Annotated in this window: 10 protein-coding genes, 1 tRNA gene and 1 pseudogene; 8 read left to right on the top strand and 4 right to left on the bottom strand. The window is 40.1% G+C overall.

The window, feature by feature from the left end:
* Positions 1-812 precede the first annotated feature (812 nt).
* The 3 genes from U735_RS0107090 to U735_RS0107100 are packed head-to-tail and all read left to right on the top strand — an operon-like array spanning position 813 to position 4,785.
* A complete protein-coding gene (locus tag U735_RS0107090; RefSeq protein ID WP_031443156.1) occupies positions 813-3,179 on the top strand; it encodes a TonB-dependent receptor in 2,367 nt (788 codons plus the stop codon).
* A 6-nt stretch (positions 3,180-3,185) separates the two neighbouring features.
* On the top strand, positions 3,186-4,031 hold the full coding sequence (locus tag U735_RS0107095) for a DUF4249 domain-containing protein (RefSeq protein WP_031443157.1): 846 nt from the start codon (positions 3,186-3,188) through the stop codon (positions 4,029-4,031).
* Between the two features lie 22 nt (positions 4,032-4,053).
* Positions 4,054-4,785 carry an HAD family hydrolase gene (locus U735_RS0107100; RefSeq protein WP_031443158.1) on the top strand — a complete coding sequence of 244 codons (732 nt, stop codon included), beginning with the start codon at positions 4,054-4,056 and terminating at the stop codon, positions 4,783-4,785.
* Between the two features lie 39 nt (positions 4,786-4,824).
* Here the strand turns inward: U735_RS0107100 and U735_RS0107105 are convergent, their stop codons facing one another.
* Positions 4,825-5,874 (bottom strand): LacI family DNA-binding transcriptional regulator, encoded by a 1,050-nt coding sequence (locus U735_RS0107105; RefSeq protein ID WP_031443159.1) that lies wholly within the window; start codon positions 5,872-5,874, stop codon positions 4,825-4,827.
* A 692-nt stretch (positions 5,875-6,566) separates the two neighbouring features.
* Between U735_RS0107105 and U735_RS0107115 the strand changes: the two genes are divergently transcribed.
* The 5 genes from U735_RS0107115 (at position 6,567) to U735_RS0107135 (ending at position 12,107) form a co-directional block, all read left to right on the top strand.
* On the top strand, positions 6,567-7,859 hold the full coding sequence (locus U735_RS0107115; protein ID WP_198036618.1) for an MFS transporter: 1,293 nt from the start codon (positions 6,567-6,569) through the stop codon (positions 7,857-7,859).
* Between the two features lie 89 nt (positions 7,860-7,948).
* Positions 7,949-8,875: a carbohydrate kinase family protein gene (locus U735_RS0107120; protein ID WP_031443161.1), complete on the top strand. Its 927-nt coding sequence runs from the start codon at positions 7,949-7,951 to the stop codon at positions 8,873-8,875.
* A gap of 40 nt (positions 8,876-8,915) precedes the next feature.
* Complete coding sequence (locus U735_RS0107125) at positions 8,916-10,664, top strand: alpha-amylase family protein (protein ID WP_031443162.1); 1,749 nt, start codon at positions 8,916-8,918, stop codon at positions 10,662-10,664.
* Between the two features lie 76 nt (positions 10,665-10,740).
* The gene (locus U735_RS0107130) at positions 10,741-11,895 is read left to right on the top strand and encodes a sensor histidine kinase (RefSeq protein WP_232233192.1); all 1,155 of its coding nucleotides are present in this window, start codon (positions 10,741-10,743) and stop codon (positions 11,893-11,895) included.
* 135 nt (positions 11,896-12,030) lie between these two features.
* Positions 12,031-12,107, top strand: a tRNA-Arg gene (locus tag U735_RS0107135).
* Between the two features lie 222 nt (positions 12,108-12,329).
* Here the strand turns inward: U735_RS0107135 and U735_RS0107140 are convergent.
* From U735_RS0107140 to U735_RS26190, 3 genes and pseudogenes are all read right to left on the bottom strand, one after another.
* Positions 12,330-13,316, bottom strand: a complete 987-nt coding sequence (locus U735_RS0107140; RefSeq protein WP_051891899.1) for an ISAon1 family transposase — start codon at positions 13,314-13,316, stop codon at positions 12,330-12,332.
* A complete protein-coding gene (locus tag U735_RS0107145; protein WP_031443165.1) occupies positions 13,297-13,656 on the bottom strand; it encodes an ISAon1 family transposase N-terminal region protein in 360 nt (119 codons plus the stop codon). The genes U735_RS0107140 and U735_RS0107145 overlap by 20 nt, the downstream gene beginning before the upstream one ends.
* A 157-nt stretch (positions 13,657-13,813) precedes the next feature.
* Positions 13,814-13,909: pseudogene (locus U735_RS26190) on the bottom strand (transposase); the annotation flags it as partial.
* Positions 13,910-14,050: the final 141 nt, after the last annotated feature.

Here is a 14,050-nt window from a genome sequence, read left to right on the forward strand (position 1 = left end):
GATTCAAAATAATAGACAAACAATGGTGGAAAAAGTTGCATCTATTTGGAAAAATATTTTTGTGCTCTATAATTTCATTCTTGGTCCTATACTGTACAAGGCCTTTAATAGCTGATTTTTTGGCTAAATAATCTTAGTCCTTGAAAATTGAATTTTTTTTTCGGGATCATGCAACCTTTATTTTTTTTGGTTGTCAATAGGCATATAATAATCATGAACATCCAAAATTGAAATCGAGTAATCAAAATAGCAATCAAGTCTTATTTATGTTAGGCAGTTAACTGTAAAAAGTGTTATAGCCAAAGATAGAGGTATGCCTAGGAGGTCCAAAAGGCATCTATATACAGGTAACGGATATACCTATAAATGCTGTTGGCCCTCATTAACTAAACCCAATATAGCTTCATGCCAAACTTAAACCCTAAAGAGAACGCCTCCTTAAAAATTAGGTTCGGATTTTCATTACGGAACGTTTGAAAGGAAATGAATGCACACTTTTGCCGCGGAATTATTGAAAGGATTTTGGCAGTCCCTTATTGAACCATCGGTTTATTGGGTTGGCCGTACCAGGGAAAAGACAATGTATACCTAGGCCAGAATTGTAATATGGATTTAGTCAGAGAAAAATAGATTTTAACCACTTAAACTATAAAGAGAATTAGATGTAGCAAAAAATTATCATGTAATCAGCAGAGGTACCCATTATACTTAGGAGGTTTATTCATCAATCAAAACTATAAGGTAACAGCATAGGGCTGTTTTGGGTACATAATCAAAAAAAAACGAACAATCAATAATGCAATAATCAAAGAATGAAAAATATTTTTCTAACATTTATAATATTCACCACAATTCTGTCTGCCCAGGAGAGGTATACGGTAAGTGGCACCATTACGGATGGGAGTAATGGGGAAACCCTTTTTGGGGCTTCTGTCTTTTTGGAGGGGACTACTATAGGTGTTACTACCAACGAATATGGTTTTTACTCTATCACCGCTCCAAAAGGGAATCACAATATTATTATTTCCTATATCGGTTTTACTGAATTAAAAAAGGGGATAGCCCTGGACAGGGATCAAAAATTGGATTTTGAAATCATGGAGTTTTCTACCCAACTGGATGAAATTGTGGTGACTGCAGAGGAACCGGAACGAGTTATCCTCAGAAAACCGGAGATGAGCGTTGCCAAACTGAACATTAAAACAGTGAGACAGATGCCGGTGGTATTGGGGGAGTTGGATATTATAAAATCCCTACAAATGCTTCCGGGAGTTACCAATAATGGTGAGGGCTCTAGTGGGTTTCATGTTAGAGGTGGTGCGGCCGACCAAAATTTGGTCCTTTTGGACGAGGCCATTATTTATAATACATCCCATTTACTGGGTTTCTTTTCGGTCTTTAATGCAGACGCAATCAAGGATATTAAACTTTACAAGGGCGGTATTCCTGCCCGATTCGGGGGAAGAACCTCTTCTGTTCTGGATGTACGTCAGAAGGATGGGAATAGCAAAAATTTTGCAATGACAGGGGGGATCGGAATTATTTCCAGCAGATTGGCCTTGGAAGGCCCTATGTTCAAGGAAAAGGGTTCTTTCTTAATTGCGGGAAGGGGATCTTACGCCCATTTGCTCTTGAAGGCTGCAGGGAAAGACAACAGTGCAAATTTTTATGATTTGAATTTAAAGACCAATTACAACCTTAATGAAAGTAACCAGCTCTTTCTTTCCGGATATTTTGGTAGGGATGCCTTTGAATTAGGTGAAAGTTTCAATAGCAGTTACGGAAACTTGTCGGGAAATTTACGCTGGAACCATATTTTTAACGATAGACTGTTCTCCAACCTATCATTAATCTATAGCAAGTACGACTATGATCTGGGTATTATAATTGAAGAGTTCGATTGGATTTCCTCCATAAACAACTACAATATAAAATATGATCTGAAGTATTATACCAGTGAAAAATTTAAACTGGATTTTGGGGCAAGTGGTATTTATTACGATTTTGATCCGGGGCAAATTCGGCCTACTTCAGAAACATCGGAAATCAATCCTTTGTCCCTGGACCGTAAAAAAGCCTTTGAAAGTGCCCTGTATATTAATGCGGAACATAAGCTAAGCGATAAGCTAACAGTACAGTACGGCCTTCGCTATAGTGCCTTTAGTCGTATGGGAGGACAGGCCATGAACGAATATGAGGATGATAAACCAGTGGTCTATAACCAATTATTCGGTATTTATGAAAGAGGTACGCCCGTAGGGGAAACCCCATATGGTAAAAGCGAAACTATTAAAACTTATGGCAATCTGGAACCAAGGGTTTCCCTTGCATATCAGTTGAACGATTTCTCATCCGTAAAGGCAGGCTATTCCCGTGCAGCACAGTATATACATTTACTGTCCAATACCACCTCGGTCACCCCTCTGGACGTTTGGACCCCTAGTGGCAAATTTGTAAAACCACAATTGTCGGATCAATTTGCCTTGGGCTATTTTAGAAATTTCGACGATAAAATGTATTCCATGGAGGTGGAAGCCTATTATAAGACCACGGATAATAGAATAGATTATATAGACGGATCCGACTTGATAGGGACAAATAATATAGAGACAGAAATATTGAGTGGCGAATCCAGGGCCTATGGGCTTGAATTTTTGGCTAGGAAAAATGAAGGTAAATTTACCGGATGGTTTGCCTACACCTTGGCAAAATCGGAACAGCGGACTCCAGGAGGCAATGCAGGAGGTTTGGGAATCAACGATGGTAAGTGGTACAATACCGCTTATGACAGGACCCATGATTTTTCCTTGACGGGGGCCTATGAATTAAATGAGAAATGGTCTTTTGGAACCAATCTGGTTTTTCAAACAGGGAGACCGGTTACTTATCCCAACGGTCAGTATACCTATGAAGACCAGTCCATTGCCATTTACTCGGATCGAAATTCCGATCGCTTGCCAGCCTATCACAGATTGGATATTTCGGCTACTTATAGACCCAATAGAAAACCTAACAATAGATGGAAAGGGGAGTGGGTCCTAGGTTTATATAACGTGTATAATCACAAAAACGCAGCTTCCATTTCCTTTGGTCAAAATGTGGATACGGGAGCCAATGAAGCCACCAGAACCGCAATTTTCGGCATTGTGCCATCAGTAACGTACAACTTTAAATTTTAATAGAAAATGAAGACATATATAAAGCTTGCAATTATTTCCATCCTTATCTCCTTTACTGCCTGTACCGATGTGATAGATGTTGAGGTGCAGACGGCAGAGGCAAGATTAACTATAGAAGCCTCCTTGGATTGGGAAAAAGGAACCTCAGGGAATGAACAAACTATTAAGCTTAGCACTTCTAGGCCCTATTTTGGGAGCCACACCAATTCCGGTGTAACCGGGGCCTCTGTAATAGTGACTAACAATGCCGACGGGGCAACATATGTGTTTGAGGACCAGAACAATGGGGACTATACCACTACATTATTTGTACCGGTTTTAAACGGGACTTATACTTTGGAGGTTATATATAATAATGAAACCTATACGGCTACGGAGAGATTAATGCCGGTAGTGGATATACAGGACCTGACCCAATCACGAAAAAAAGGTTTTAATGATGAAGATCTTGAAGTCAACATTATATTTACTGATCCCGAGGAGGAAGAGAATTTTTACCTCTTTAAGTTTAAGGAAAGGGACGATCTTTTGCCTCATCTGGAGGATGCGGATGACGAATTTTTTAACGGGAACGAAATTAGCTGGTATTTTGAGAAGGAGGAAGATAATAGCACGGATAAGATAGAGGCATTTGTTCCTGGAGATATTGTTGATATAGAGTTTTATGGCATCTCGGAACAGTATTCCAATTTTATAAGAATCCTCATTGAACAGTCTGGGGGTACTGGGCTTTTTAGTTCCACCCCAGTTCCCCTTAAAGGAAATTGTATCAATGTTAGCAATCCAGATAATTATGCATACGGATATTTTAGACTAACGGAGATGGTGAAAAAAAGTTATACCTTTCAATAACTTTGGTCAATTTAACAACAAGATGATAAAAGCAATAATTTTTGATCTTGATGGTACCCTGGTACATACGGAAATCTTAAAGGCGGAATCCTATGCCCAGGCCATTCAGATTTTGACCAAGGGGTCGGTGTTACAAAAAATGGTGATGGACAGTTTTGGGAAGTATATAGGGCTTTCCAGGGCTGGAGTTGTGGATGGACTTTTTGAGGAATACAAAAAGCCCTTATCGGAACATTTGGATGGCCTTGATACAGACACTGTAAAAGAACGGATTATTAAGAGCAGACTTGCCATATACCATCAAATGCTGAACGACAAAACTCTTTTATCAGGTCATTTTTGTAAGTATAACCTAGAGCTGCTGCGCAGAGTTCACATGGATGGCTTTCGAACGGTATTGGCCACTATGTCTCATTGCTTTGAGGCGGACAAGGTAATCGAGGCCATGGGAATCCGAGGCAAACTGGATTTGATCCTTACTAGCGTTGATATTGTCCAGGGAAAGCCGCATCCGGAGATATATCTCAAAGCCAAGGAATTGCTGAAAATTGAATCTGAAGAATGTTTGGTTATTGAAGATTCGTTAAATGGAATCAAAGCGGGACTTGCTGCAGGGATGAAGGTCTTTGCTGTAACCAACCACCTTACCAAAAGTCAGGTACATGCCGCAAATATACTTGCCCCTTCATTTATAGTAGATGACCCCAAGGAACTTATCAATAGGGTGTACCATTATATAGAGAAAAATCGTTAGTGCAGGGATACGGATTTGGAAAGGTGTTAAGGCCTGTGGTCAATGCAGGGTCTGTTGTAAGACCTCTTTGGTGGATTGCCGTTTAATTAGGCCTGTATCCAAGACGATGTCTTTATAAACAATGGGTTTTTTATTTTTTACTTGTTGCATTTCCTTGTAAAGTTGTTTAAAAGCAGCCTTACCCATTTCGTAACCTGGTTGGTCTATCGTGGTTAAACTTGGGGAAATTACGGATGACATAAACCAATTGCTAAATCCTACAACGGAAATATCTTCTGGAATTTTTACCCCTTGTGCATTAAATTCAGTTATGGCTCCAATGGCCACCATATCGGTATTTATAAAGATGCCATCTACGTCCTTGTGGTCTTTTAACAATTGGCGAGCGTTCATTTTTCCTTCTTCAAAACTCTGGTCTCCACATTGGCAGATGTACACCAATGAGGGATCATAGGGCATGTTGTTGTCCAATAAGGCCTTTTTGTAACCAAGAAACCGGTCAATGGAGTTTTGGGGCAGAAGGGCGCCTCTAAAATGGGCAATTCTTTTGCAGCCAGTATCTATTAAGTGCTGTGTTGCCGCATAAGCAGCCTGTCTGTCATCGATGATTACCTTAGAGCATTTTACTATTTTGGCAATCTTATCGAACATTACCAAGGGCTTATCCTGTGCAAGAACATCGGTAAGGTGATTATAATCGGCAGTGCCATTGGCAAGGGATATTAAAATACCGTCAACACGTTGTCTCAATAACAATTGGATCTGTTTTTTTTCCAATTCATAGGATTCATTGGACTGAAGTATGATAACCAGATATCCTTTTTTTTCTGCTTGGGCAACAATGCCCTTAATAACGCTGGAAAAAAAATGGTGTACAATTTCAGGAATTATAAGGCCAATGGTCTTGGATTCCTTGGTTCTTAGGTTTACGGCAAAGGCATTGGGCTTATAATTCAGAGTTTGGGCCAACTCTTTCACCAAGGCCTTGGTTTTTTTACTAATGTCCGGATAGTCCTTTAGCGCTTTTGAAACAGTGGTCACAGAAATATTAAGTTGTTCTGCTATTTCTTTTAAGGTAACAGGTTTCATCTTGAGTTTAGATTTATATTAAATATACTAAAAATTATAAAATCTAAAACGTTTTCGTTCATTTCGAAATCGTTTTCGTTAATCAATTTAATAATTAAAGCCAGTTTTAAATATATCTTACACCTAGATTGTTCCAATACATACTAAATATTGGAACTTCGAAATCGTTCAAAATCCCTTTATCAAATAGTCACTAACGAAAAGATGTTTGGTTGAATGGGATAGATTGTGAAAAGTTGTAAATAAATAGGTTGGAAACCATCTTTGCTTGATGGATTGGAAGGCTTAGGACGAAATATAGATTTTTTAGGTTGGTTGATTGTTTTTTCGATTGAAGTGTATTAGAGTTGATGTTTAGGTGACTAGGGTCAGCTCTTTTACTTTTCATCATTATTTCGTTTAAATTGATTCATGATATTCAAGGACTTTGTCCCATCTCAATGGGGATGACTTTTAAAAAAATCAAACAACATTGTCAGATGAAATGCATAGTTTTAGTAGGTTCTTTTAATTCAACATTATGGAGATAGCGCATATACTTTTAGGTGCTGTACCTGCTATTTGGATTGAAAGGATAAGCCTTAAGAAAGTTCCAATAAACTTTCTACATATTAAGAAAAATAGTATTTCTAACCTTCTTCAACAGACCTATGTTAAACAAACCTAAGTTAAGTTTCTGGCAAATTTGGAATATGAATTTCGGATTTCTGGGAATTCAGTTCGGATTCGGCCTTCAGCAGGCCAATATGAGTCCTATATACAGATATTTAGGGGCAGATGAGGCCCAAATACCTTGGCTGTGGCTGGCGGGACCCTTAACCGGTTTGTTGGTGCAGCCTATTATTGGAGCCATGAGCGATAAAACTTGGACCAAATTGGGGCGTCGGCGACCCTATTTCTTGGTAGGGGCCATTTTTGCGAGTATCGCCCTAATATTTATGCCCTATTCCTCTACACTTTGGATGGCTGCCGGATTGTTGTGGATTCTGGATGCCTCCATGAATATTGCCATGGAACCCTTTAGGGCTTTTATTGCGGATAAATTACCACATGAACAACGCACCCTAGGGTTTTCGGTACAGAGTTTCTTTGTTGGTCTGGGCCAGTTTTCGGCCAATATTATGCCTTGGCTACTTGGTTTATTGGGAATTATAACCCTTGGGGCATATGGCGAAATCGTAGAGCTGGAGAATGCCAACGGGATTCCGAATTTTATAAAATACTCCTTCGTCTTGGGAGCAATGGTCATGTTAGGCTCTGTGTTGTGGACCATTTTTACCACTGATGAATATCCACCAGAGGATATCGAAAAACTAAAGCGGGAAAAAGGAAGTGTGGCGAAAGTTTTTGTTGAAATAAAGGAGGCATTTCAGGATATGCCCAAAATAATGAAGCAGCTTTGGTGGGTCATGTTCTTTGTGTGGTACGGTTTGCCGCTAATGTGGCAATATCTTTCCTTGGCCATTTCACGCCACGTATTTGGTGCCGCATCACCGGAGCACCCGGATTTTGAAAAGGGGGCATTTTACGGGGGTATAAGTCTGGCTATCTTTAGTGTGGCCTGCTTTACAATTTCCTTTGCCATTCCTTGGATAGGAAAAAAATTGGGACATAGGTTAACGCATGCCGTTTTCCTGATGATAGGAGCCATAGGTTTTTTAACCATGCAAATTGCCACCACAACCAGCATGTTTTACATATGTATGTTTATGGTAGGTGTGGCCTGGGCGTCTATAATGGCGGTTCCCTATGTAATACTTTCGTATTCGGTACCCAAGGAGCGTATGGGGGTATATATGGGGATATTCAACATGTTTATAGTGGTTCCGCAATTTATAAGTATGGCTACAGTGCCGTTTTTTTATGATGCTTTGTTTCTGGGAGATCCAAGGAACGCCTTGGCTTTTGTTGGGGTATGTTTTATACTGGGGGCTATTTCCTGCTTCTTTATATCCAAGGATTATGCCAAGGTACAGGTTAACTAATTATTGGGTAAGTCCTTGAACCGTGGCTGATTTAAGGTAAGGGCATTTAAGATCTAGTTGATTACAAGAAAAATAAATTGAAAGATAATATGAGAAACATAGATATTCTATGTATTGGGGAAGTACTTGTAGATTTTATTGGGCATCAGACAGGGGTGAATATCAACGAAACTAGGGATTATCATAGATATTTGGGAGGTTCTCCAACCAATGTAGCCATGAATTCTGCCAGATTGGGACTAAAATCGGTATTGGTGGCTGCCGTAGGGAATGATGCCTTTGGGGAATATGTTTTTAAGCGGCTTGAAGAAGTAGGGGTCGATACAAAATATATCAAGACCGTAGAGGGCAAACCTACCAGTGTTATTTTTGTTTCGAGGACAGAAAGTACCCCAGATTTTATTCCCTTTCGCGAAGCCGATTATCGCATCACCCAAAACCAGGTCAATAAGCATATCCTTAAAGACACCACCATATTTCATACTACCTGTTTTGCATTAAGTAAAGACCCTGCCCAAACCACTATATTAAGAAAGGCGGAGGAAGCTTACAATTTGGGCTGTACATTGAGCATAGATGTAAATTATTCCAAAAAATTATGGGATAGTCAGGCCCAAGCACTAAAGGTGATTAAGGCCTACTGCAAGTTCGATCCTCTGGTAAAGATCAGCGAAGACGATATGCTAAGGCTTTTTGAGGAGGAATTGTCGCACGATGAAATATTTAATTTCTTTCATAGCGAAGGTGTGGGAACGGTATGCTTAACCTTGGGCAGCCGTGGGGTTAAATTATCGCAGAAAGGAAAAGGCATAATACAATTGCCAGCCATAAAGGTTGATAATGTAATGGATGCCACTGGCGCGGGAGACGCATTTTGGTCAGGTTTTTTGTTTGCCTATATCAAAGAAAAACCAATGGAAAAATGTTTGGAAGTGGCCTTGCAACTCGCAGCCCTAAAACTGCAGAACGTAGGCAGATTACCCGATAACATCAATATATTATCCGAACTTCTGTAATTCAAGAATACAAAAGGTAATTTAAACTTCCCAAAAATAAATGTCAAAAGAGATCAACGAAAATACATCAAACATTGGCAATGGGGTAATGCTGAATGCCTATCCCGATAGCATTGGCAACAATCTGCACGACCTGGTCAACATGTTGGAAAAACCGGAGTTTAAGGAGGTGTTTGACTTGCTTTACGTCCTGCCCACTTTTTTTAATAGTGATTTGGACAGGGGGTTTTCTATTGTAGATTACAATCTTAATAAGGATTTGGTTTCGGAAAAGGATCTAAAGGCATTGGAAAGCTTAAATATAGGGTTGAAGTTTGATATAGTTTTAAACCATTTATCGGTGGCATCTCCACAGTTTCAAGACTTGTTAAAGTACGGTGACGATTCTATATATAAAGATTTCTTTATCAATTGGAACGAGTTTTGGGAAGGCAATGGTAAAATGGGGGATGATGGCGTAATCATTCCCAAGGAAGAGTTTTTGTCCAAACTTTTTATGAGGAAATCCGGGCTGCCAGTTTTAAAAGTGGTTTTCCCGGACGGTACGGAAAGGCCCTATTGGAATACCTTCTATCAACATATTGGATATCATAAAATTGCCCCTAGCGCACTAAACAATTTAAAGGGGGTATCCCATGGGCAGGCTACCGCCGTGTGTGATTTGGTAAATGAAGCTATTGACGCAGATCTGGATCTTGACACCTTGAATTTTGGGGACTATAACCAATACAAAAGTGAGATATTGCAGATCGTAAAACGAAAGCCTTCCTATTTGGGACAAATGGATGTTAATGCAAAATCTCCCAAGGTGTGGGATTTTTACGAGGAAACCTTGGCAAAGCTAAAGGGCTTTGGCTGTAAAATTTTAAGGTTGGATGCCTTCGCATACCTCCATAAGGAAGTTGGTAAGACCAACTTTTTTAATACCCCGGGAACCTGGGAATATTTGGAACGCATTAGGCGGATAGCTCAAGAGAACGACTTAACATTACTGCCAGAGATTCACGCGGAATACGGACTACATTTACATGCTGAGGTGGCCGCGGAAGGCTATTATATCTACGATTTTTTCTTGCCTGGTCTCACCATTCACACCATAGAAAATGGGACCAACAAGGCATTGTTGGTATGGATCAACGAAATACTGGACAAGGGCTACAAAACAGTAAACATGTTGGGCTGCCATGACGGAATACCTGTATTGGATCTAAAGGGCAAGGAGGTTAATGGTATTTATAACAAAGGTTTGTTGAAGGACGCCGAGATAGAGGCAATCATGAATAAAATCATGGAGAGAGGGGGAAGGGTCAAAAACCTGTATGGAGCATCGGGTAAAAAGATTTCCTATTATCAGGTTAACGCCACCTTCTTCAGTGCCTTGGGTGAGGATGAACAAAAACTGTTATTGGCAAGAGCTATACAGCTATTTATGCCAGGGATTCCACAAGTGTGGTATTTGGATATTTTTGCAGGAAAAAACGATTATGAAGCTGCGGATAAGGGCGGCAGTGGGGGCCATAAGGAAATTAACAGAACAGGCTTGTCGTTGCAGGACGTTGAAATTGGCCTAAAAAAAGATGTTGTAATCGGTCAGTTGGCCATGATGAAGTTGAGAAATACGTCAAGGGCTTTTAAGGGTAGCGTGACAATTAATGATAGCCCGGAAAGTGGGTTGGACATAGTATGGAAAAATGGGAAGGAGTACGCACAATTGATAGCCAATCTAAAAACCCTTACTTTTACAATAAACTATACGCTGGATGGTATTGCCAAAAACATGGTATTTTAAATCTGGCAATTATTAAAATTATAAAGCCCTGAAAAAACCTGAAATCCCCCAAAACGAAGAGGAAAGAATAAAGGATTTGCGATCCTATTCCATCCTGGATACACTTCCGGAGTCCGATTATGACAATATAACCAAGATTGCTGCGGAAATATGTGGAACCCCAATTTCCCTTATTAGCCTAATTGATGATAAGCGCCAATGGTTTAAATCCCATCACGGTTTGGATGCCACCGAAACCCCTAAGGAATATGCCTTTTGTGGGCATGCAATCAATACCCCGAATGATGTATTTATAGTACAGGACGCCAGAAAGGACGAGCGTTTTCATGATAACCCATTGGTTACAGATGACCCACATGTTATTTTCTATGCTGGCGTACCATTGGTTAGTGAGGCCGGACTTCCGTTGGGCACTTTGTGCGTCATAGATCATAAGCCCAATTTGTTAAGTCAGAGTCAAATAAGTTCTTTGTCCGCCCTTTCCAACCAGGTGATCAATTTACTGGAACTCCGAAAAAGTAAGCAGCAATTGGAGAGGACCATAATGGAGCTGGAGGAAAAAAATGAGGGCTTGGAACGCTTTGCCGTTGTTGCGGCCCATGACCTTAAAACGCCTTTGATAAATATTTCAAGTTTGGCGCAGCTTTTTCAGAATCAATATAAGGATATCTTGGATAGTGAAGGTTTGGAAATGTTGGAAATGATTATTGGTTCTTCCGGGAATCTTATAGGGCTCATTGATGGTCTGCTACAATATAGTAAGTCCGAAAGTTTACTGCGGGAGGGGAAATCAGATATAGAACTACAGATGTTGAGAACCGATTTAGAGGGACTTTTCAATTATGATCACCAATTAAAATTGGTTTTAAAATCGGATTTGACCCAGATAAAAGCACATAAAACGGCGTTACATCAAATTCTCATTAATTTGATTACCAATGCCATTAAATACCATGATAAGGAGACCGTAGAAATTGAATTGGGAGTATCGGAATCGGATACCCATTTTCTCTTCTATGTCAAGGACAACGGACCGGGTATTGAAACAATTCATCAGGAAAGGATATTTAAAATTTTCGAGAAATTGGCCGCAACAGATAAATTCGGGGTTCGTGGAAATGGAATAGGTCTTGCAACGGTGAAGAAAATAGTGGAAAAATTAGGGGGAGCAATAAGGGTGGAATCAGATTTGGGAAAGGGAGCGAAGTTTATTTTTAGTTTGGAAAGGTAATTTTGTTGGGTTTGTATATTGGAAATTCGGCATTATTGGAAGCTCCAATATTTTTTGCAATTTAAGTTGCGCAGTAATTAATGATAATTGTATATTTGCAGCCGCTAAAGACAGAACTTGTCATAATTAGTGAATGGTGGCATAGCTCAGCTGGATAGAGCACCTGCCTTCTAAGCAGGCGGTCGAAGGTTCGAATCCTTCTGCCATCACCACCCGAAACCCTCAGTAAAAACTGGGGGTTTCGTTGTTTTAGAACTTTATGTAAAACAGTTAATCTTCCAAAATGTGCATACTTTGTGCATAGTTTTTTAATTTAACATTATTTTATTGTTTTTTGATGTCAATTGCACTGTTGTGAATGCAAATTGTTAAATATCAAGTTGTCCAATTGTTGTGTTCCTGGTTAGCTCAGGGATCAAGAACAATTGTTGTGTTTATGCAAATATTGTGGTTAATCTATAAAGGAAGAATTCTACGTTTTTGACTCCTCTGAATTGCGCTCTAAAAGCTTTTATTTTTGCATTGAATGATTCCGCCGATGCATTTGTACTCCTGTTTATAAAATAGTTCAGGATCGACCTATAATTGAGCGATATCGTATTAGCAATAGTATTGAAGGCCCTAAAGCCTGTGTTCTCTACGTCTTTGTACCAATGTGCCAGCTTTGTATATGCTGTTTGTATAGAAGTTGCCGTATTGAATATGTTCCTGAGCCCCTGTACCAGGTCGAAGGCCACCTTTATATCCGGATATTGGGCGAACAATATTTTGCTCCTTTCGGATTGGTTTTGCGTCCAATTGTTGGGCGATTTATAAAGGAGATACCTACTTCTGGCCAAGAGCTGTTTTCTAGTGTCCCCATTGCTAAATTCTTTTGGGACGAATGTCCCGTTCTTTGCCCTTGCTTGCTTTATCTGTTGGTTCTCCCGGTCTATGGCGTCCCACCTATGTTTGATGCGGATGTCCTGAAGGGCCTCCAGTGCCAGCTTCTGTACATGGAACCTGTCCGTTACCTGTATTGCTTTAGGGAAGCATTGTTTGGCGATGGTCTTCATGGAGTTGGCCATATCCAGGGTAATTTCCTTGACCTTGGCCCTTTTTTTGGCCGATATCTTTAGCAGCTGCTCTATGATCGGCTCCACCTTGGTGCCGGAGAATATGGCCACTATGGACCCTTTCCTGCCCTTGGCTTTTTTGTTGGTAATTATGGTGTAGAGCTCCCCCTTGGAGAGTGCCGTTTCGTCAATGGACAGATAAGGTCCCATATTCTCTGGGAATATGAGCCACTGTTTGGCATGTGGTCTCTCCTCCCATTGTTTGAACTCGCTTAAATAATCCCGAAACTGTCGCTGTAGTTTTTTGCCGTTGACCCCATAAAATCCGCCAATGGTATGGCAGTCATTAGCTTTGGTACTGACCAAGTACTTTTAAAAAAGCAGCGAACTCAACGGTCATACGAGTCCCCTGTGCCACTAGATCCCAATCTCTTTGCACGGCTTGGCCAGTGGCCTTGTCCAGCCAACGGCGGCGCTTAATGTGGAGATAAACTGACTTTCCCCTTAACGGAAAATCCTGGACGACGATCTCTTTGTGAAAACCATGGGCTATTAAAGTGCGATGTTTTTCCTCTTTCGGGGTATCTTTTTTTTCTTCAAAATATAAATGAAGCGCACCCTCTTGCATATTATGGGAGACTAGGTCAAAATGGGTCGTTAATACTTCTGGCAGTATAAACTTTAATAGGTCCAATGATAATTCCAATGCGATCGTTTTTCTGCAAAGATCTTATTCTATTTTCAATTCACACACAACTTTTAGGATTGATCCTAGCTCAGGCTCCTTAAATGGACTAATTTCCGGTTGAAATTTTCTTAGATGCCTATTATGGGATCAAGTACGATTTCTGGGTATTTGATATTTATGCAAACAACTGAGTCAATCTAAACAGGAAGAATTCTGTGTTTCTAACGCCTCTGAACTTTGCCCTGAATGCCTTTATTTTGGCATTGAACGATTATGTCCCGAAAGGACCGGAGCATTTAATATGTCTTACAGGTGATAACAAAACTTTTTTCTTAGGTATTTAAGTCAATATTTGAGTACTTTGTGTCTTTTATAGTATTAATTGCCACCTCCTGATTGATGTATTCGTAGC

It is taken from the genome of Arenibacter algicola (assembly GCF_000733925.1).
GTDB lineage: Bacteria > Bacteroidota > Bacteroidia > Flavobacteriales > Flavobacteriaceae > Arenibacter > Arenibacter algicola.